The following is a 16933-nucleotide window of genomic DNA, read 5'->3' as shown; positions in this document are numbered from 1 at the left end:
TGACATCCTTTGTGGGATTTTATATGGAATGATTTTCTTGTCACCGGAGAGCCGTTAATTTACGGGGCGATGGCTTCCATTGTCCTCGTTACAGTATTAATTGTGTTTGTCCTGACGTATTTCAAGCTGTGGAAATGGCTTTGGGATGAATATTTAACAACGGTGGACCATAAGAAAATCGGTATAATGTATATTATTGCCGCCCTGGCAATGCTTTTCCGCGGCGGTGTAGACGCCTTAATGATGAGGACGCAGCTGGCGCTCCCGGGAATGAACTTTTTAAATTCCGTGCACTATAACGAAATTTTCACGACGCACGGGACGACCATGATCCTGTTTATGGCGATGCCGTTTATTATTGGTTTGATGAACGTCGTTGTTCCTCTGCAGATCGGCGCCCGCGACGTTGCGTTTCCATTTTTGAACGCTTTAAGCTTCTGGACATTTTTCTTCGGCGCAATGCTGTTTAACATTTCCTTTGTTATCGGGGGTTCTCCTAGCGCCGGGTGGACCAGCTATGTTCCGATGGCCGGTCCGGAGCTTAGTCCGGAGATTAACCAGAACTATTATTTATTAGCATTGCAGCTGTCTGGTATAGGTACGCTTGCCACAGGGATCAACTTCCTTGTTACGATTCTGCGGATGCGTGCGCCGGGCATGACCCTGATGAAGATGCCTATCTTCACCTGGTCTGCATTGATTACATCCATTATTATTATCTTTGCCTTCCCAATTCTGACAATTGCACTGGCTCTGATGACGATGGACCGTATTTTCGGCACCCACTTCTTTACATTGGCCGGTGAAGGCATGCCGATGATGTGGGCCAACCTCTTCTGGCTTTGGGGCCACCCGGAAGTATATATCGTAATTCTTCCTGCGTTCGGGGTCTTCTCAGAAGTTATCTCGACGTTTGCCAGAAAGCAGCTGTTTGGTTACAAAGCAATGGTTTACGCGATGTGTGTTATCGCAGGGCTCAGCTTTGTCGTATGGGTCCACCACTTCTTTACGATGGGCGCTGGAGCAGGAGTTAACTCTCTCTTCTCCATCACCACAATGCTGATTGCCGTTCCGACCGGTATTAAGATATTCAACTGGCTTGGGACAATGTATAAGGGCAGGATCAGGTTTAATGTGCCGATGCTGTGGGCGCTTGCTTTTATTCCGAACTTTACCATTGGCGGCGTAACCGGAGTAATGCTCGGCATGGCCGCTGCTGACTATCAGTATCATAACACTTACTTCTTAATTGCCCATTTCCATGGTGTATTGATTGCTGGAACATTGTTTGGAATGTTTGCAGGGCTCACGTACTGGTACCCGAAAATGTTTGGTCATAAGATGAACGAAAAGATCGGAAAAGTCAGCTTCTGGCTGACTGTTATTGGTTTCAATATTACGTTTTTACCGCAGTACTTCCTTGGACTTATGGGTATGCCGCGCCGGACGTATACGATTGAACCGGAGTGGATGCCGCTTAACCTCCTTTCCACCATTGGCGCGTTTATCCTTGCCGGCGGTTTCGTCATCTTTGTATACAACATTTATTTCAGTGCACGCTACGAGCCGAGGGAAAAAACAGGCGATGCCTGGGACGGCCGTTCGCTCGAATGGGCGACGACAACACCAGTTCCTCACTACAACTTCGCTACCGTTCCTTATGTGAACAGTCACGAAGCATACTGGGACATGAAAGAAACAGGGGCGACCACTTACGATGAATCGAAGCTTGAACCTATTCATATGCCTAATTACAAGGGTATGCCGATTATCATGTCAGCCATTATGTTTGTGGCAAGTTTCGGTCTTGTCTGGCACTGGTTCTGGCTTGCAATTCCAGGGCTCATCGGGGTTATTATATGCATGGTTATCCGCTCCTTCGACTATGATGAAGGGTATCACGTCCCTATTGAGGAAATTAAACGTACTGAGGAGCAGGCAAGGGGGCGTAAAGAATGAGTGAACACGCGGAATTAAAAACCGGGCCTCTTGAGTACCGAAAAGAAGAAGGAACGCTTACCATTCTCGGCTTCTGGATCTTTCTTGCAGCCGAGGTGGTACTCTTCTCCACGCTCTTCGCCACATACGCCGTGCTGTTCGGCCGCTATGGCGACGCTACTCCGGCACCGGAATTGTTTGAAATGCCAATAGCGCTTGCCATGACGTTTCTGCTTTTAACAAGTAGTTTTACGTGTGGAATAGCGATTCATATGATGAGAAAAGAATCCTTAAAGGGTCTTCTTATCTGGCTTAGCATCACATTGGCCTTAGGCCTTGGATTTCTTGGTTTTGAAATTTATGAGTTTGTACACTACGTTCACGAAGGCGCATCGATTCAGTCAAGCGCGTTCTGGTCAGCGTTCTTTACGCTTACCGGTACGCACGGACTGCACGTAACGCTTGGTATCGCCTGGTGTCTGTTGATTATCATTCAGCTGGTCCGGGTTGGCTTAACGCCGACAACAGCCAGAAAAACATTTGTAATTGGCCTGTACTGGCACTTTTTGGACGTTGTATGGATTTTCATCTTTACAGCCGTCTACCTGATAGGGATGGTGGTTTAAATGAGTGAACACACAGAACACAGTGAGTCCAGCATTCCCGTCAAACACATTATCGGCTTTATTGCCTCTATTGTTTTGACGCTCGTTGCTGCTTACACAACTGTGATGTCCGGACTCCCGGTGCCATGGATTATTGCAATCATTATGATACTCGCAGTTATCCAGGCCGTCCTTCAGCTTGTCATGTTCATGCACATTGCCGAGAAAAACCCTATACCGCAGTATGGAAATATCCTATTTGGATTTTTTATCGCAGCTGTAGTTATCGCAGGTTCCATCTGGGTAATGTCTTTTGGTATGAGCGACATGGATATGAACGGCGGCTCCGGAGAAGAACATTCAGATCATTAAATAGAAAAAGCCTGTCCCGAAGCTTCGGGGCAGGCTTTTTTGTATATATGGAACGGGTCAGTGCACGAAAAAACATTAAAACATTTAGTGGACGACGCTTCCCCCGGAGATTTTTACGGCTTCCCCAACAATGTTGGAGGCGGCGTCTGTTAACAGGTAGGCGATAGTATTGGCCACCTCCTCCGGCTGGGTCATCCGTCTGGACGGCAGACTATCAGCGGATACCTGCATTTGTTCTTCGAGACTTCTGCCGGTTTCTTCAGCCTTAGTCTGCATGAGCTGCTCCACCATTTCCGTCTGCACGTAGCCGGGGCAGACCGCGTTGACCCGAATTCCGTGCCCGATGGCTTCAAGCGCAAGGGACTGGGTGAAGCCGGTGATTGCAAACTTCGAAGCAGAATACGCGCTGTTACCCGGTGTGCCACGCAGACCGGAAAGAGAAGAAACATTCACAATCGCTCCCTTCTTCTGCTCCTGCATGCGCTTGTACACGAGCTGGGTTAAAAGAACGGTGGACGTATAGTTTACGTCCATCATTTCCTGCAGATCCGTTTCTTCGAGCTCATCAACAAACTTACGTTTTAGTACGCCTGCTGAATTCACCAGGAGGCTCAACGGCCCATGCGCCCCTTCGGCTGCCTTCACCAGCTCACTGCGCGCCGAAGCATCAGTGATGTCTGCAGGCCAGACAAATACATGGGCCTGCGGCTGTGCATCGAGGATCAGCTGTTTGGTCTCTTCGAGCTTTTCTTTGTTCCGGCCGGTCACTGTAACATCAGCACCCATGCGGGCAAGCGTAACAGCTGTTTCTCTCCCAATCCCACGGGTACTACCGGTCACAAGGGCGTGTTCATTCTGCAGTGCGTTTTCAGCAAATGGCATCATTATGTATTCCTCCATGTATAAAGTAGTCTGCTTTTATTTACCCGTAAGGGGGAGGAAGCAAACGATTGAGAGGGTGATGGAAGATTATATAGGGAAACTTCGGGGTACATAGAGAAGCAGTTACTATAAAAAGAGGTGAAACTATGAAAGCAGTATTTTTAAACGGATCGTTAAAGGATTCTTCTCATACCTCAAACACAGATGCATTGGCCGATGAAGTCATGCAGATCTGGGAAGAGGAAGGGGTGCAGGTGGAGAAAATTCGTCTGGCGGATTACAATATCCCGTATGGAGTCGCAGATGACCTCGGAGAAGGAGATGACTGGCCGGCTATCCAGGCGAAGATTGAGGAAGCAGAACTGGTGCTGCTCGGCACACCGGTGTGGCTCGGGGAAAAAAGCAGCATGATTACAAAAGCTATAGAACGGCTGAATGGTTCAGCCAGCCATACAAACGAAAAAGGGCAGGGGATCTATTACGATAAGGTTGCCGGAGTAGTAGCCACAGGCAACGAAGACGGTGCCAAACACGCCATTCAGTCTATTGTTTTTGGCTTGTCCCATTTAGGCTTCACGCTTCCGCCGCGTCCGAACTGCTACTGGGTCGGCGAAGCCGGGCCGGGGCCTTCGTTTATTGAAGCGGAAGGCATTAAAAGCGAATTTGTTCAAAAGCATATTCCTAAACTGGCGTACAACATGCTGCATGTGGGAACAATTTTAAAAGAGAATCCTATTCCAACCAAAGGCAATACGTAACGAATAAAAGCATACAAAAAAAGCAGCCGGTTGGCTGCTTTTTTTAGTAAGAACGGCTTACCAGCTTGCTTTTTTCACGCCTGGTACCTGACCTTTATGGGCCAGATCGCGGAACGCGATACGGGACATGCCGAATTTACGCATATAGCCGTGTGGACGACCGGAAATCGAACATCTATTGTGAAGGCGTGTTGGAGAAGCGTCACGAGGAAGCTTCTGCAGTGCCTCATAATCGCCTTTTTCTTTTAACTCACGGCGGAGTTCAGCGTATTTCGCTACCGTTTCTTCGCGCTTACGCTCTTTTGCGAGTTTAGATTGCTTAGCCAAAGTTCTCACTCCTTTTCATAATATTCGTGGCATTCATATTTTTAAGCACATACTTCATCATAACAGCTGCCTCGGTATGTGTAAAGGTTTCTTCTGATTGTTTCCGATGTTTATGATCCGCCGGAAACGGTAATGAATTATTTAGTAACAACGTTTAAACGAAGGGAGTTTCTTTCATGGAAATAAAACATTATGATAACAGATTCACAGCCGAGCAGGATGGCAAGGTTATTGGTGACATTTCATTTTTTGAAGAAGGTGAACAAAGCATTGTCATCGATAGTACCAAAGTAATCGAGGAAGAGCAAGGAAATGGCGTAGGTGAAGAATTAGTCCGCAATGTGGTGGAAAAAGCAAAAGGGGAAAACAAAACAATCGTTCCCCGCTGCCCTTATGCGGAAGAAAAAATCAAAGAAAATGACGATTTCAAGCAGGTGCTTGAAACGCAGTAACAACAGCACTGCTTCCCTGAACGGGAGGCAGTTTTTTTATATTCTTTTGTTTATTCCTGTATGACGCGCTGATACCATGCGGCGCCGGCCTCTACTTCCTCTGTGGTGATCTGATGGCCTTCATGCCCCCAATAGAGTTCTACAGAAGCCCCTGCTTCTTCAAACAGGCGGTAAAGGGTTTCTGCCTCTTCCGGGAGGCAGATGGGATCGTTAGTACCGGCGCCGATAAAAATGCTGCTGCCGGCGAGGGACGGAAGAGGCACGTCCCGTCTCGGCACCATCGGGTGATGGAGAAAAGCCCGGGTGACGGAGCGCGCATAATGAAAAAGCAGGCTCGCTCCCATGGTGGCTCCGTTGGAATAACCGAAAATGATGACTTGGTGAAGATCAAAATTATAACGGCCAGCGCTTTCCTCAAGGAATTGATGAAGCTGCTGGGTACGGAAAATCAGGTCCTTTTCGTCAATTGATCCGTCGGAAAGCCTGGCGAAATAGCGGTGCATACCTTCTTCGACAACGTTGCCGCGGACACTTAAGATGTTTGCTTCCGGATCAATCAGCCGTCCTGCTTCGAGGAAATCCTTTTCGGTGCCCCCGGTGCCGTGCAGGATTAAAATAGTCGGGGCAGTGCTGTTGCCTGGTTGAAATATATGCTTCATCAAACCTCTCCTCCGTCCCTGATTACTTAATCAATCGGCTTTAAACGTGCTTCGATTTCTGAACGACTGGGTTCGAGAAAAGGCGGCAGGGCAAGGCTTTCTCCCAAGTGTTCAAACGGTTCATCCCCTTCAAATCCCGGGCCGTCGGTAGCCAGTTCAAAAAGAATGCCGTTTGGTTCGCGAAAGTACAGCGACTGAAAATAATAGCGTTCCACAAATCCGGAGTTCGGAAGCCGGGCGTTTTTAATGCGTTCAATCCACTGCTGCAGTTCGTCTGCGTCCTCCACCCGGAAAGCTACATGGTGCACAGCGCCCCGCCCCTGACGTTCGGCCGGCAGGTCACTGCGGGTTTCTATATGAATTTCGGCACCGGACCCTCCTTTTCCTGTTTCAAATACACGAATGTCCGGCAGATCGGTATCATTTGGGTGAGGATAGGATTGAATTTCGGAAAAACCCATTATATCCTTCAGCACGGCAGCCGTTGGTTCAGCCGTTTTAACGGTTAAACGGACCGGGCCGAGACCGGTGGCTCCGTTTGCCGGGGAGGCATTTGAATGTTCCCAGGGGGTTCCGGGTTCCACGCCCTGATCGTGCTCATCAGACACGAACTGCATCCGGTGGCCCTCGGGGTCTTCGAATGGAAGGACGAGCCGTCCCGCCTGCTTCTGAATATCACCGTGCTGTACAGAATGCTCTTCAAATCGTTGTTTCCAGTATTCGAGTGCGCTGTCCCCGGGCACACGGAGAGAGACCTTTGTAATGCTGTTGGTGCCGCGCTTATTGGAGGCGGCCATTGGGATTTCAAAAAATGTAACTTCAGTGCCGGGATTGCCCCGTTCGTCTCCGTAAAATAAATGGTAGACAGAAGTGTCGTCCTGATTGACCGTTTTTTTGACGAGCCGCATGCCGAGAACGTTCGTATAGAAATCGACATTACGGCGGGCATCTGCTGTTAATGAAGAGACGTGGTGAATACCTTTCAGCTGCATGATGATTCCTCCTGCCTGGTTGTTTTCTGCAGTTTGCGGAGCAGCCGGAGCAGCTCCCGTTTTTCTGCATCTGTCAGGCCGTCAAACTGTGCGGCCTGAAAATCTTCCTGCCCGGGAGCGACTGCTTCGAGTGCAGCAAGTCCTTGCGGGGTCAGGGTAATATGTTTTTCCTTCCAAGTCTGTCTGCGTGCTACAAGCCCTTCTTCCTCGAGCTTTTTCAAAAGATAAGTGACACTTCCCTTTGTGACAAACAACTTACCCGCGAGCTCCTTTTGGGTAATCGGCTGATGAGCGTGCACCTGGGCAAGAATATCGAACTGCGGCGGGCTGAGTCCCGCCTGCTTTAAATGAGCGGCCGAGCGGCTGAGGTTCTGCTCATAGACCCGGGCGAGCCGGAACCACAGCAGCAGGCCCATTCTGGTTTTATTCATACGCATTGACTCCTTTACGGTTGCCATCAGTTTAACTTTAAACTGATGAAAAGTAAAGAAAGTTGCTTTCGTTGGCATTAAACATGGAAAGGACGGGGAAGAAGAACATTAGAATAATGAAGAGGAGGAAAACAGGATGAGAGAAGCATCGCTTGTAATAGATCAGAAAGCAGAGCTTGGGGAAGGCCCAAGCTGGGACGCCGGGCGCGGTGTTTTATACTGGGTGGATATTGATGGCTTTAAATTAATGGAATATCATCCTTCTTCAGGACGGCACTATGAACGTAAGCTCGATCAGCACGTATGTGCTGCGGTGCCGAGAGAAAAAGGAGGAATGATGCTTGCTTTGAGGGATGGCTTCTATTCCTACGATCTCGTATCCGGAGAGAAGGAAGCCATTATAGATCCGGAAGCAGACAAGCCGGGAAACCGGTTCAATGACGGTAAATGTGATCCGTCCGGACGCTTTTGGGCTGGAACGATGGCGGTCGAGCGCGGCACAGGGGAAGCTGCTTTATACCGCCTGAATAAAGATATGAGTCTCGATACGATTTTTGACAGCGTCACTATTTCAAACGGCCTGGCCTGGACGGAAGATGGAAGTATGATGTATTACATCGATACACCGACTAAAAAAGTGATGGCGTATGATTTGAATGCTGTTACGGGGGAAATTACAGGTAAACGAACAGCGATTACGTTTCAGGAAGGCTCCCCGGATGGAATGTGCATGGACCAGGAAGGCATGCTTTGGATCGCACTGCACCGCCTGGGGAAAGTTGAACGCTGGAATCCACAGACGAGTGAACGTCTGGAAACAGTGACCGTTCCGGCACAGAGAACGACCTCCTGTGTGTTTGGCGGAGAAGATTTAAAGGATCTGTACATTACAACTGCGAGAGGCGGGCTTTCTGAAGAGGAGCTCCGCGAAGAACCGCATGCAGGTGGACTGTTTCATATCCGTACCGATGTGCCGGGCATGCCAACCTACTCGTTTGGCGGCTGAAAAAGAAGGGAGAGAATATGTGTTCAAAAAAAGTTCCGGAAGAATTGTATCTAAAAACGTTAAGCCTGGAGCCGGAAAATCAGGAAACGCCGATTCCATTTGTCGGAAACGAACACGTGCATTCTTCACTGTTTTACCGGCGCAATCACTTTCCGTACCCTCAGTCCCCGGCGGCAGGGGTTACGATTGACGGTCTCGTGGACAGCCCGGGATTTATTTCGCTCGAAGATATCCAGGCCCTGCCCTCACGAACAGTAGAGACAGTGCTGGAGTGTGCGGGCAACAAAAGAAGCTTATTTGAGCCCAAAGCCTTCGGAGAGCCGTGGGGAAAGGGAGCCATCAGCCAGGGAAAATGGAAGGGGGTGCCGCTGAAAGCCCTGCTCGGGAAAGCCGGGTGGGATAAGGAAACAGCCGTGGAAGTTATCACTGCCGCAGGGGACGCGGGAGAGCGTCCCGATAAAAAGGACGTTTATGCCTACACTCGGAGCCTGCCGGTAGAAAAAGCGATGGACCCGGACACTATCATCGCCTACGAATACAACGGCCAGCCGCTCTCTTTCAAACACGGAGCGCCGCTTCGGTTAATTGTACCGGGGTGGTACGCAATGGCTTCCATGAAATGGATTGAGCGGCTCACCGTGAGTAAAGAAGCGTTTGAAGGTCCCTTTCAGGCGATTGACTATGTTTATTATCCGCACAAAAACAGCCGGAAAGACGCCTTTCCGGTGACGACCATGAATGTAAACAGCATTATTCAGTCCCCGGCTGATATGGAAATTACAAAAGAAGGAACGCAGGTAATAGAAGGCATTGCCTGGTCGGGCGAAGCTGTTATCGAGCTGGTCGAAGTAAGTACAGATGGCGGCCAGACATGGGCGGAGGCACAGCTTGAGCCTCGAAGCGATACGCCGTACACATGGACAAAATGGTTCTATGAGTGGCCGGAAGCGGCGGCCGGAGAATATACACTAATGGCCAGGGCCCGCGATGCTGGTGGACGCCAGCAGCCTATGCAGGCCTTCTGGAATCAAAAGGGCTACGGCTACAATGCGGTTGAAACGATTCAGGTCAAGCTAAAGTAAAAAAAGCTTCGAATCCTAAGTGGATTCGAAGCCTTTTTGAACGTTAAGAAGACGTGTAGGCGCCTCCGTTAATATGAATCGTCTGTCCGGTCATATAGGAGGCTTCATCAGAAGCAAGCATCACATATGGCCATGCGTGCTCAGATGGCTGGCCGGGACGGTTCATCAGCGTGTCCTGCCCAAAATCCTCGACCCCGTCTTCATTAAATGAAGAAGGAATAAGCGGCGTCCATACAGGTCCCGGAGCGACGCTGTTCACCCGGATGCCTTTCGAAGCGAGACTCTGGGCAATGCTTCGCATGAAGGCGGTGATTGCTCCTTTTGTCGCGGAGTAATCCATGAGAATTGGGTTGCCGCGGAAGGCGTTGATCGAAGAGGTGGAAATGATCGAGTCGCCTTCAGTTAAATAATCCATTGCTGCTTTTGTTAAATAAAACTGGGAGAAAAAGTTGGTACGGAACACATCCTCGAATTCGTCGGATGGAATATCCTCGACGTTTTCGTGGACGTGCTGGATCGCTGCGTTGTTAACGAGAATGTTTAATCCGCCAAACTCCTCTGCCGTCTGTTTCACGAGATCGATACAATGGGATTCCTCTTTAATATCTCCCGGAAGCAGCAGGCATCTGCCTCCTTCTGCTTCAACCATGCGCTTCGTTTCTTCAGCATCGTCATGTTCATCAAGGTAGGAAATGGCGACATTGGCTCCCTCTTTGGCATAAAGAAGAGCTACCGAGCGTCCGATACCGCTATCGCCGCCGGTGATAAGCGCGGCTTTTCCCTTTAGTTTCCCGGTCCCCTGATAATCGGTTGGATGAGCCGGGAGCGGCTCCATCTTCGATTCAATGCCCGGCTGTTTGTCCTGGCGCTGTCTTGGCGTACTTCCGTTCTGCATATCTCTAGGATCCATGTGTAACATCCTTTCTCAAATTGAAATCATGTGTACATTGTTATTTATACCATCAGGATGCATATTACAAACGTACAATAGAGGAGGCGGCAACAGAAAACGGCATAAAAAAGAAACCGCCGGGAGCGGTTTCTTAGGACGAAGGCGGCTGGTAATCCAGAAGCCGGCCGGCGAGCTGGTCAATTACCATATCATCCATAGGAGGGTTATGAAGCCCGGCGCGGATGTCACGGTAATGCCGCTGCAGCGGACTGGAAGCGGAAAGGCTTCTGGCTCCGGCAACGCGCATAGCGAGGTCGACCACTTCAACGGCTTCGTTAACGATGCTCGTTTTGGCTGCGCCCAATTCGCCTTTCATCTGCTGTCTCGTTTCAGTACTGGATTCATCCCATTTCAGCGCAACGGAATGAAGGAAGTGCCTGCTTTGCAGCAGTTTAAGCTCCATCCGGCCGAGTTTTTCCCGCACGTTCGGAAGCTCCGAGATCGTTCCATTAATGCTGTTGGGAGAGTAGGAAGCAGCAAAGCGGGCAGCTTCATCAGCTGCGGCCTGTGCGATTCCCAGGTAACAGGCCGGAATGTGCAGAAGCCATCCGGCTGCTGGTTTATTGCCGGGGACGATATATTGGGCCAGGTGGTTCTTTGGCACCCGGACGTTTTCAAGCACAACATCATGACTGCCGGTCGCGCGCATGGCAATCGAATCCCATGTGTCGACAATGGATATTCCTGCAGCTTCTTTGGGCACCACAAAGTAGGCTGTAGCATCTTCTGCCGTAATATGGGCCGTTACGATATAGTAATCAAGCACGGGCGACATGGTGGCGAATGTTTTTCGCCCATTCAGGATCCATCCGCTGTTTTGGTGTTCAGCGATAGTTCCCGGCGTGCCGCCGCGGGTCGGACTTCCGGTTGCTGCTTCGGTCGCGATATTGTTCAGGACGGCTCCGTTTTCAACGACGTCGTTCATGACACGGCTGTACAAATTTTCCTCCCACGGCCGTGTTTCGTTTAAGTTTTTAACAATCCCGGCATGCCAGCCAATAGCAAGCGATGTGGATCCGTCGTAGCGGGCGATAAGTTCCTGGGCTTCCACGAGTTCAAGCAGACCGGCATCAATACCGCCAAAAGCAGCCGGGGCCGTTAAGGCCGGGTAGCCAATACTTTTCAGTGCCTCGATGTTTTCAGCTGGGAAGGTGCCGTTTTGGTCATGTTCCTCCGTTCTCCCGGCGAATGTCCGGGAGGTGTCTTCGAGCTGCTGCAGCCGCTCGGCTTTTGTGGAAAGGGTGGTCATAGTCATACTGCTGCCTCCAAAATGATGGAATTTTATTTGAATAGGGTTGCCGGATTTTTATACGCATATATATGAAATCATATTCCCTCTGTGGAAGCAAAAAAACAGCCTGAATAAGGAAAATAAAGGATAATGATGCGTGTTTGCGGTGGCACAAGGCTAAAAGAAAGAAAAACCGCGTGAGAAAATCTGACATCATTTTATTGTTTTGCCGAAAAAAACAGTTAAACCGTGATATAGAGGGTGATACGATTATATAATGAGGATACCTTATGTAATCACAAATTATCGCGAATTACGGTAAAATCTATGAAATTAGTGTATTTGTTATTTTTCGTTTAATTCTGCATAATGCAAAAGTTCAATAATTTTCAGTATACATAAAATAGGAAGGGGTCCCATCGTGGATAATCAAAAACCAAGAGTAGGCTTTGTGTTTTACGGAGCCTTAGTAATACTACTTATTATGGCGGTGGTCGGAGTTGCGGTCCCGGAATCGTTTTTTAATGCCACTTCCGCCGTGCAGACATTCGCCTCGAACCGTTTTGGGTGGTATTATCTTTTAATTGTATCGGCATTTGTGCTTTTATGTATTTATTTTATTTTCAGCAGGTACGGAAACATCCGTCTCGGAAGGCCGGAGGACCGGCCGGAATACAGCTATCCAACCTGGTTTGCAATGCTGTTCAGTGCCGGCATGGGAGTCGGGCTTGTATTCTGGAGCGGGGCGGAGACGGTCTCGCACTATGCAACGAACGCTCCGGAAGCAGAGGTCGGAACGGACCAGGCGCTCGTCGATTCCATGCGCTATATGTTTCTGCACTGGGGGATACACCCATGGGCGATTTACGGCATCACGGCCATCTGTTTTGCCTACTTTACGTTCCGGCGCGGCGCACCCGGCATGGTGAGCGCCATGCTCAGTCCGATTATGAACGAAAAAGGAATCGGCGGAAAAGTAGTGGACATTGTCGCATTGGTTGCCACGGTGTCAGGCATCGCGACCACCCTTGGTGTCGGGGCGGCGCAGGTGTCCGGGGGCATGGCTTATCTGTTTGATACACCGAACAATTATACGGTGCAGCTGATTGTGATTGTCGTTATTACTGTTTTGTTTTTAATATCAGCGTATACCGGCTTAAATAAAGGGATCAAATTCCTGAGTAACGCGAACATATACTTAACGGTCATTTTATTCATTTTAATGCTTTTTGTCGGGCCGACGTTGTTTTCCATGAATTTGTTTACGAATACGATCGGCACATATCTGCAGTCGCTTCCGAGCATGAGTTTCCGGATCGCGCCAACGTCCGACAGCTCGAGGGAATGGATTAATGCGTGGACCATTTTCTACTGGGCCTGGTGGATGTCCTGGTCACCATTTGTGGGCATATTTATTGCCCGGGTGTCGAGAGGGCGGACCCTGAAGGAATTTACCATCGGTGTTCTTCTCGTGCCGTCGATTGTGAGCTTTATCTGGTTCTCCCTGTTTGGCGGTGCGACGTTAAACGTCCAGAGCACTGGTCTTGCAGACATTTCCTCCCTGGCTGCTGAGGAGGCCATCTTTGGCGTATTTGATAACTATGCGCTCAGCGCTGTGTTGTCAGTTATCACGCTCCTTTTGATTATTTCCTTCTTTATCACGTCTGCCGATTCTGCAACATTTGTGCTCGGCATGCAGACGTCGAACGGGGCATTAAATCCGTCCGCAGTCGTAAAGTTTATCTGGGGGATTATGCTCTCAGCCACAGCGGCCGTACTGCTTTATTCCGGAGGGATAGATGCCCTGCAGAACGTCATGATTATATCGGCGCTCCCGTTTTCCATTGTGATGATACTGATGGTATACTCGCTGTTTAAAGCGCTGAGGGAAGAAACAGATATTGAAACAAAGGATAAACGAAAAGATACAGACAAACCGGATAAAGCTTCATAAAAAGAATGTCGGGACTCCCATTTTTCATGGGGGTCTTTTTTATTGGTAAAATTTGGAACTGTTTAACACCAGCACTTAGTACCTTGTTATATACTTTCCCTGAAAAGAAGGAAAATTGTTTAGAAAATTGAATTTTTTGGATACAATATGTGTGGAGGTGAAAAAGTGAACAGGAAATTATTATTCAGTACTATTATTGCAATTATGGCTACAATCTTTATTTTCGCTTCACCGGATACCACTAAGGCATCTATGCTGGAAACGGAGGCACAGGGCCCGGAAGTAACGGCGCTTCAGCAGGATTTAATACAGATGGGATACTTACATACGAATGCGACCGGTTATTACGGCCCGGCAACCGCCCGGGCAGTAGAACAGTTTCAAAGTGATTTTGGCTTAATCGTGGACGGGGCGGCGGGTCCGCAGACAACCAGCCGCATAGATGAAGTTACATCAGTGGCTAAGGCGGTCTACGGGGAAGCCCGTGGAGAATCCTTTGAAGGACAGATAGGTGTGGCAGCGGTTATTTTAAACCGTCTTGAATCTGCTGAATTTCCCAACAACGTAAACGGCGTCATTCAGCAGCAGAATGCTTTCACCGCAGTAGCTGATGGACAGTACAGCATGACACCGGACCAGACAGCGTACGAAGCGGTCAGGCAGGCATGGAATGGCTATGATCCATCCAATGGTTCGATGTATTATTACAACCCGGAGGATGTAACCTCTGACTGGATCTGGACCCGGACGCCGAATTTATCCATCGGCCAGCACGTTTTTGCAAGCTGATGATGAGAATCAGGAACCTGCCACCGGCAGGTTCTTTTTTCGTGCCTGAATAAATATGGTACGATAAATGATCATAAGCATGGACTCGGAAGGTGCCAGGAGGAAAAGAATGAAAGAAATATTAGAAGCAGGGCCGTCAGAAGCAGCACTGATTAACGCCATTATGTATGAAGCGTTCTGGGAATACCGGAACGAGTCGCCGCCGTCAGGAGCCATTCAGGAAACAACAGAGGCCATTCAGGCTGAAATGGAGCAGGGAGAACGAGCCGCCGTCTGGTGGAAGGACGGGGAAGCGGCAGCGATGATCCGATTCCGGCCGGAGGAGAATTATATTTATTTCCACCGTCTGTCGGTCCGCCCTTCCTACCGCGGCAACGGGGCTGCTGCCGCGCTTGTCCGCTGGGTGGAGGAGGCTGCCTTAAAAGAGAAGTTCGAAGGGGTTTACTGTAAAGTGCGGGCGTCGACGCCTCAAAATGTCCAGATGTATCTGCGGATGGGTTACGAAAATATAAGGGAATATACTGCAGAAAAAGAAGGCCAGCCGCCGTTTGGCGTCGTAGTTATGGCAAAGCTGCTGTAAAGAACGACAGACAGCGTATGAAGCAACGAGCAAAAGTGTCTCCTGCAAGAAGGTAGATGAATTTAAAACAGGGACTGCCCCGGAAAAGGACAGTCCCTGTTTTTTGCTGTTATTTTAAAGCAAACTTTTCGTTTAGACAGCTGCGCGTTCGACTTCTCCTTTACGAAGAATAACGCGTGGATAAGGAAATTCTTCCTCCTGGCCGGCGAACGGGTAATTAACGTATTCGACACAAATCGTACGTTCATATTCCGCGATCATCCTGCACTCTTTTCCATCAAAATACAAAAGTTCGTCTTTATCAAATATTTTTACGTCTTTTTCTTGTTCCACTTCCAAACCTCCTTACCCCTCTCTTTATAGAGTAATCAATTTTAGGGCAGGCCGCAAGGTAATAAAAGGAAACAGAACAAATTCAGCTTCAAATTTCCGGAGAAATTACAATGGGTATGGGCGGTCCTGTGCCTGTACACTGATCCACTGCTCGGTCGTAAATTCATCTAAGACCCATTCGCCATTAAAGCGTCCGATACCGGACTGCTTCTCGCCGCCAAATGGCAGGTGGGCCTCATCGTTTACAGACTGGTCGTTCACGTGAACCATGCCGGAATTAATACGGCGCGCCGCCTGCATGCCGCGGTAACGGTCCTGGGTAAAGACCGAGCCACTCAAGCCATAAGGAGAGTCGTTGGCAATACGGATTGCTTCATCTTCGCTCGATGCCCGAATTAATGTCGCAACAGGACCGAAGACTTCATCCTTTGCGGCCGGCATGTCGTTAGTTACTTCGGAAAGAACCACCGGCGGTATAACCTGGCCGTTGATTTCAAACTCTGTTTGAAGTTTAGCCCCGGCATCGATCGTACCCTGAACCAGCTTCTCGATATTGTTGACCTGTTCTTCATTAATGATCGGGCCGACGATGACATTTTCATCCGAAGGGTCACCAGCTTTTAACGTTTTCGCTACGCGGGTGAACTCTTCGACAAATTCATCGTAAATGTCATCGTGAATAATCACGCGGTTCAATGCGAGGCAAATCTGTCCCTGGTGAAGAAAGGACCCGAATACTGCTGCTTTGGCAGCTTTTTTCACTTCAGCATCGTTAAGAACGACCATGGCGTTGTTGCCGCCAAGCTCAAGAGCGGTTTCTTTTAAGTTTTTCGCCGCAAGCTCAGCAATGTGCGTGCCGACTTCAGTGGAGCCGGTGAATGATAACAGAGCTGGTACTTCGTGAGTGACGAAGGCATCGCCAATTTCAGAGCCGCGTCCGGCCGTAACGTGAATTACGCCTGCCGGAAATCCGGCTTCTTCAAACAATGCTGCAATCAGCAGTCCGGATGTAACCGGTGTGTCGGAGGCTGGCTTAACAACGACAGTATTACCTGCTGCCACTGCCGGTGCAATTGTTCTCATTGCCAGGTGGAACGGGAAATTCCATGGGCCGATAACACCGATAACTCCTTTGCCCGAGCGGAAGGTATAGTTTTCTTTGCCGGGAGTGTTCGAAGGAGCGGTCGAGCCGTGAATCCGGTTAGGGAAGGACGTGGATTCAAAAACAATGTTGGAAGCTGTATTGAACTCTGTTTCTGCTTTCAGTCTGCTGCTTCCGGATTCCTTGATCAGCCATTCCACAATGGTTTCCTTCTGGTTCTGCATAACATCATACAGCCGGTGGATATACTGTTGCTTTTCGGCGGGGCTGTGGGCGTCCCACGTTTTCTGATAATCACTGGCCGACTGATACGCGCGGTCAAGATCATTGGCGTCTGCGGAAGCTATTGTCCCCAGCGATTCGCCGTTATAAGGATTAGTATTTTCGATTGTTTTGCTGGATGAGCCGCTCACCCAGGAGCCGTTAATATACTGCTTTGTAAAATCGGTATGCATAGCAACCATCCTTTCGTAATTACCGGATAAAAC

19 protein-coding genes are annotated in these 16933 nt (G+C 49.2%); 10 read left to right on the top strand and 9 right to left on the bottom strand.

Features of this window, described 5'->3' with window-relative positions:
* Positions 1–9: 9 nt before the first annotated feature.
* Genes qoxB through qoxD form a run of 3 tightly spaced genes read left to right on the top strand, consistent with a single transcriptional unit; the run spans position 10 to position 2915 of the window.
* Positions 10–1959, top strand: coding sequence for a cytochrome aa3 quinol oxidase subunit I (gene qoxB / locus BLV22_RS05960; protein WP_281241099.1), 1950 nt, complete (start codon positions 10–12; stop codon positions 1957–1959).
* Entirely contained in the window at positions 1956–2564 is a 609-nt protein-coding gene (gene qoxC / locus BLV22_RS05955) for a cytochrome aa3 quinol oxidase subunit III (RefSeq protein WP_091612566.1), read from the top strand. The genes qoxB and qoxC overlap by 4 nt, the downstream gene beginning before the upstream one ends.
* Entirely contained in the window at positions 2565–2915 is a 351-nt protein-coding gene (gene qoxD / locus BLV22_RS05950; protein WP_091612563.1) for a cytochrome aa3 quinol oxidase subunit IV, read from the top strand.
* 84 nt (positions 2916–2999) lie between these two features.
* Here qoxD and BLV22_RS05945 read toward each other — a convergent pair whose 3' ends face one another.
* Positions 3000–3800 (bottom strand): SDR family NAD(P)-dependent oxidoreductase, encoded by an 801-nt coding sequence (locus BLV22_RS05945; protein ID WP_091612560.1) that lies wholly within the window; start codon positions 3798–3800, stop codon positions 3000–3002.
* Between the two features lie 143 nt (positions 3801–3943).
* On the opposite strand from BLV22_RS05945, the gene BLV22_RS05940 reads away from it, so the two are divergent.
* On the top strand, positions 3944–4555 hold the full coding sequence (locus tag BLV22_RS05940; RefSeq protein WP_091612556.1) for a flavodoxin family protein: 612 nt from the start codon (positions 3944–3946) through the stop codon (positions 4553–4555).
* Between the two features lie 57 nt (positions 4556–4612).
* Here BLV22_RS05940 and rpsN read toward each other — a convergent pair whose 3' ends face one another.
* On the bottom strand, positions 4613–4882 hold the full coding sequence (rpsN, locus tag BLV22_RS05935) for a 30S ribosomal protein S14 (protein WP_022792513.1): 270 nt from the start codon (positions 4880–4882) through the stop codon (positions 4613–4615).
* 176 nt (positions 4883–5058) lie between these two features.
* On the opposite strand from rpsN, the gene BLV22_RS05930 reads away from it, so the two are divergent.
* Positions 5059–5334: a GNAT family N-acetyltransferase gene (locus tag BLV22_RS05930; protein WP_091612553.1), complete on the top strand. Its 276-nt coding sequence runs from the start codon at positions 5059–5061 to the stop codon at positions 5332–5334.
* A 50-nt stretch (positions 5335–5384) separates the two neighbouring features.
* Here BLV22_RS05930 and BLV22_RS05925 read toward each other — a convergent pair whose 3' ends face one another.
* Genes BLV22_RS05925 through BLV22_RS05915 form a run of 3 tightly spaced genes read right to left on the bottom strand, consistent with a single transcriptional unit; the run spans position 5385 to position 7416 of the window.
* Positions 5385–5993 carry an alpha/beta hydrolase gene (locus BLV22_RS05925; RefSeq protein ID WP_091612550.1) on the bottom strand — a complete coding sequence of 203 codons (609 nt, stop codon included), beginning with the start codon at positions 5991–5993 and terminating at the stop codon, positions 5385–5387.
* Between the two features lie 26 nt (positions 5994–6019).
* The gene (locus BLV22_RS05920) at positions 6020–6985 is read right to left on the bottom strand and encodes a ring-cleaving dioxygenase (RefSeq protein WP_091612548.1); all 966 of its coding nucleotides are present in this window, start codon (positions 6983–6985) and stop codon (positions 6020–6022) included.
* Positions 6976–7416: a MarR family winged helix-turn-helix transcriptional regulator gene (locus BLV22_RS05915; RefSeq protein WP_091612545.1), complete on the bottom strand. Its 441-nt coding sequence runs from the start codon at positions 7414–7416 to the stop codon at positions 6976–6978. Before BLV22_RS05915 ends, BLV22_RS05920 begins: the two co-directional genes overlap by 10 nt.
* A 136-nt stretch (positions 7417–7552) precedes the next feature.
* On the opposite strand from BLV22_RS05915, the gene BLV22_RS05910 reads away from it, so the two are divergent.
* A complete protein-coding gene (locus BLV22_RS05910; RefSeq protein WP_091612542.1) occupies positions 7553–8422 on the top strand; it encodes an SMP-30/gluconolactonase/LRE family protein in 870 nt (289 codons plus the stop codon).
* 17 nt (positions 8423–8439) lie between these two features.
* The gene (locus BLV22_RS05905) at positions 8440–9504 is read left to right on the top strand and encodes a sulfite oxidase (protein WP_091612540.1); all 1065 of its coding nucleotides are present in this window, start codon (positions 8440–8442) and stop codon (positions 9502–9504) included.
* A gap of 43 nt (positions 9505–9547) precedes the next feature.
* Here the strand turns inward: BLV22_RS05905 and BLV22_RS05900 are convergent, their stop codons facing one another.
* Both BLV22_RS05900 and BLV22_RS05895 read right to left on the bottom strand, forming a co-directional pair.
* The gene (locus BLV22_RS05900) at positions 9548–10414 is read right to left on the bottom strand and encodes an SDR family oxidoreductase (protein ID WP_091612537.1); all 867 of its coding nucleotides are present in this window, start codon (positions 10412–10414) and stop codon (positions 9548–9550) included.
* Between the two features lie 133 nt (positions 10415–10547).
* Complete coding sequence (locus tag BLV22_RS05895) at positions 10548–11711, bottom strand: acyl-CoA dehydrogenase family protein (RefSeq protein WP_091612535.1); 1164 nt, start codon at positions 11709–11711, stop codon at positions 10548–10550.
* A gap of 397 nt (positions 11712–12108) precedes the next feature.
* On the opposite strand from BLV22_RS05895, the gene BLV22_RS05890 reads away from it, so the two are divergent.
* The 3 genes from BLV22_RS05890 (at position 12109) to BLV22_RS05880 (ending at position 15010) form a co-directional block, all read left to right on the top strand.
* Positions 12109–13641, top strand: a complete 1533-nt coding sequence (locus BLV22_RS05890; protein WP_281241098.1) for a BCCT family transporter — start codon at positions 12109–12111, stop codon at positions 13639–13641.
* A gap of 165 nt (positions 13642–13806) precedes the next feature.
* Entirely contained in the window at positions 13807–14430 is a 624-nt protein-coding gene (locus BLV22_RS05885) for a cell wall hydrolase (RefSeq protein WP_245724028.1), read from the top strand.
* A 109-nt stretch (positions 14431–14539) separates the two neighbouring features.
* Positions 14540–15010, top strand: a complete 471-nt coding sequence (locus BLV22_RS05880; protein ID WP_176967676.1) for a GNAT family N-acetyltransferase — start codon at positions 14540–14542, stop codon at positions 15008–15010.
* Positions 15011–15142: 132 nt separating this feature from the next.
* On the opposite strand, the gene BLV22_RS05875 is transcribed toward BLV22_RS05880, so the two are convergent.
* A complete protein-coding gene (locus BLV22_RS05875) occupies positions 15143–15343 on the bottom strand; it encodes a hypothetical protein (protein ID WP_091612530.1) in 201 nt (66 codons plus the stop codon).
* 105 nt (positions 15344–15448) lie between these two features.
* Positions 15449–16900, bottom strand: coding sequence for an aldehyde dehydrogenase family protein (locus BLV22_RS05870; RefSeq protein ID WP_091612527.1), 1452 nt, complete (start codon positions 16898–16900; stop codon positions 15449–15451).
* Positions 16901–16933 lie beyond the last annotated feature (33 nt).

Source organism: Marinococcus luteus, assembly GCF_900106595.1.
Classification (GTDB): domain Bacteria; phylum Bacillota; class Bacilli; order Bacillales; family Marinococcaceae; genus Marinococcus; species Marinococcus luteus.
This window is presented reverse-complemented; position numbering and strand designations above follow the sequence as displayed.

Excerpts from the sequence above, each read along its gene's own strand:
- BLV22_RS05905 (WP_091612540.1), top strand. The coding sequence starts at position 8,440 with ATGTGTTCAAAAAAAGTTCCGGAAGAATTGTATCTAAAAACGTTAAGC.
- BLV22_RS05940 (WP_091612556.1), top strand. The coding sequence starts at position 3,944 with ATGAAAGCAGTATTTTTAAACGGATCGTTAAAGGATTCTTCTCATACC.
- qoxC (WP_091612566.1), top strand. The coding sequence starts at position 1,956 with ATGAGTGAACACGCGGAATTAAAAACCGGGCCTCTTGAGTACCGAAAA.
- BLV22_RS05945 (WP_091612560.1), bottom strand. The coding sequence starts at position 3,800 with ATGATGCCATTTGCTGAAAACGCACTGCAGAATGAACACGCCCTTGTG.
- BLV22_RS05880 (WP_176967676.1), top strand. The coding sequence starts at position 14,540 with ATGAAAGAAATATTAGAAGCAGGGCCGTCAGAAGCAGCACTGATTAAC.
- BLV22_RS05930 (WP_091612553.1), top strand. The coding sequence starts at position 5,059 with ATGGAAATAAAACATTATGATAACAGATTCACAGCCGAGCAGGATGGC.
- BLV22_RS05920 (WP_091612548.1), bottom strand. The coding sequence starts at position 6,985 with ATGCAGCTGAAAGGTATTCACCACGTCTCTTCATTAACAGCAGATGCC.
- qoxD (WP_091612563.1), top strand. The coding sequence starts at position 2,565 with ATGAGTGAACACACAGAACACAGTGAGTCCAGCATTCCCGTCAAACAC.
- BLV22_RS05910 (WP_091612542.1), top strand. The coding sequence starts at position 7,553 with ATGAGAGAAGCATCGCTTGTAATAGATCAGAAAGCAGAGCTTGGGGAA.
- BLV22_RS05870 (WP_091612527.1), bottom strand. The coding sequence starts at position 16,900 with ATGCATACCGATTTTACAAAGCAGTATATTAACGGCTCCTGGGTGAGC.
- BLV22_RS05900 (WP_091612537.1), bottom strand. The coding sequence starts at position 10,414 with ATGGATCCTAGAGATATGCAGAACGGAAGTACGCCAAGACAGCGCCAG.
- BLV22_RS05895 (WP_091612535.1), bottom strand. The coding sequence starts at position 11,711 with ATGACTATGACCACCCTTTCCACAAAAGCCGAGCGGCTGCAGCAGCTC.
- BLV22_RS05925 (WP_091612550.1), bottom strand. The coding sequence starts at position 5,993 with ATGAAGCATATATTTCAACCAGGCAACAGCACTGCCCCGACTATTTTA.
- BLV22_RS05915 (WP_091612545.1), bottom strand. The coding sequence starts at position 7,416 with ATGAATAAAACCAGAATGGGCCTGCTGCTGTGGTTCCGGCTCGCCCGG.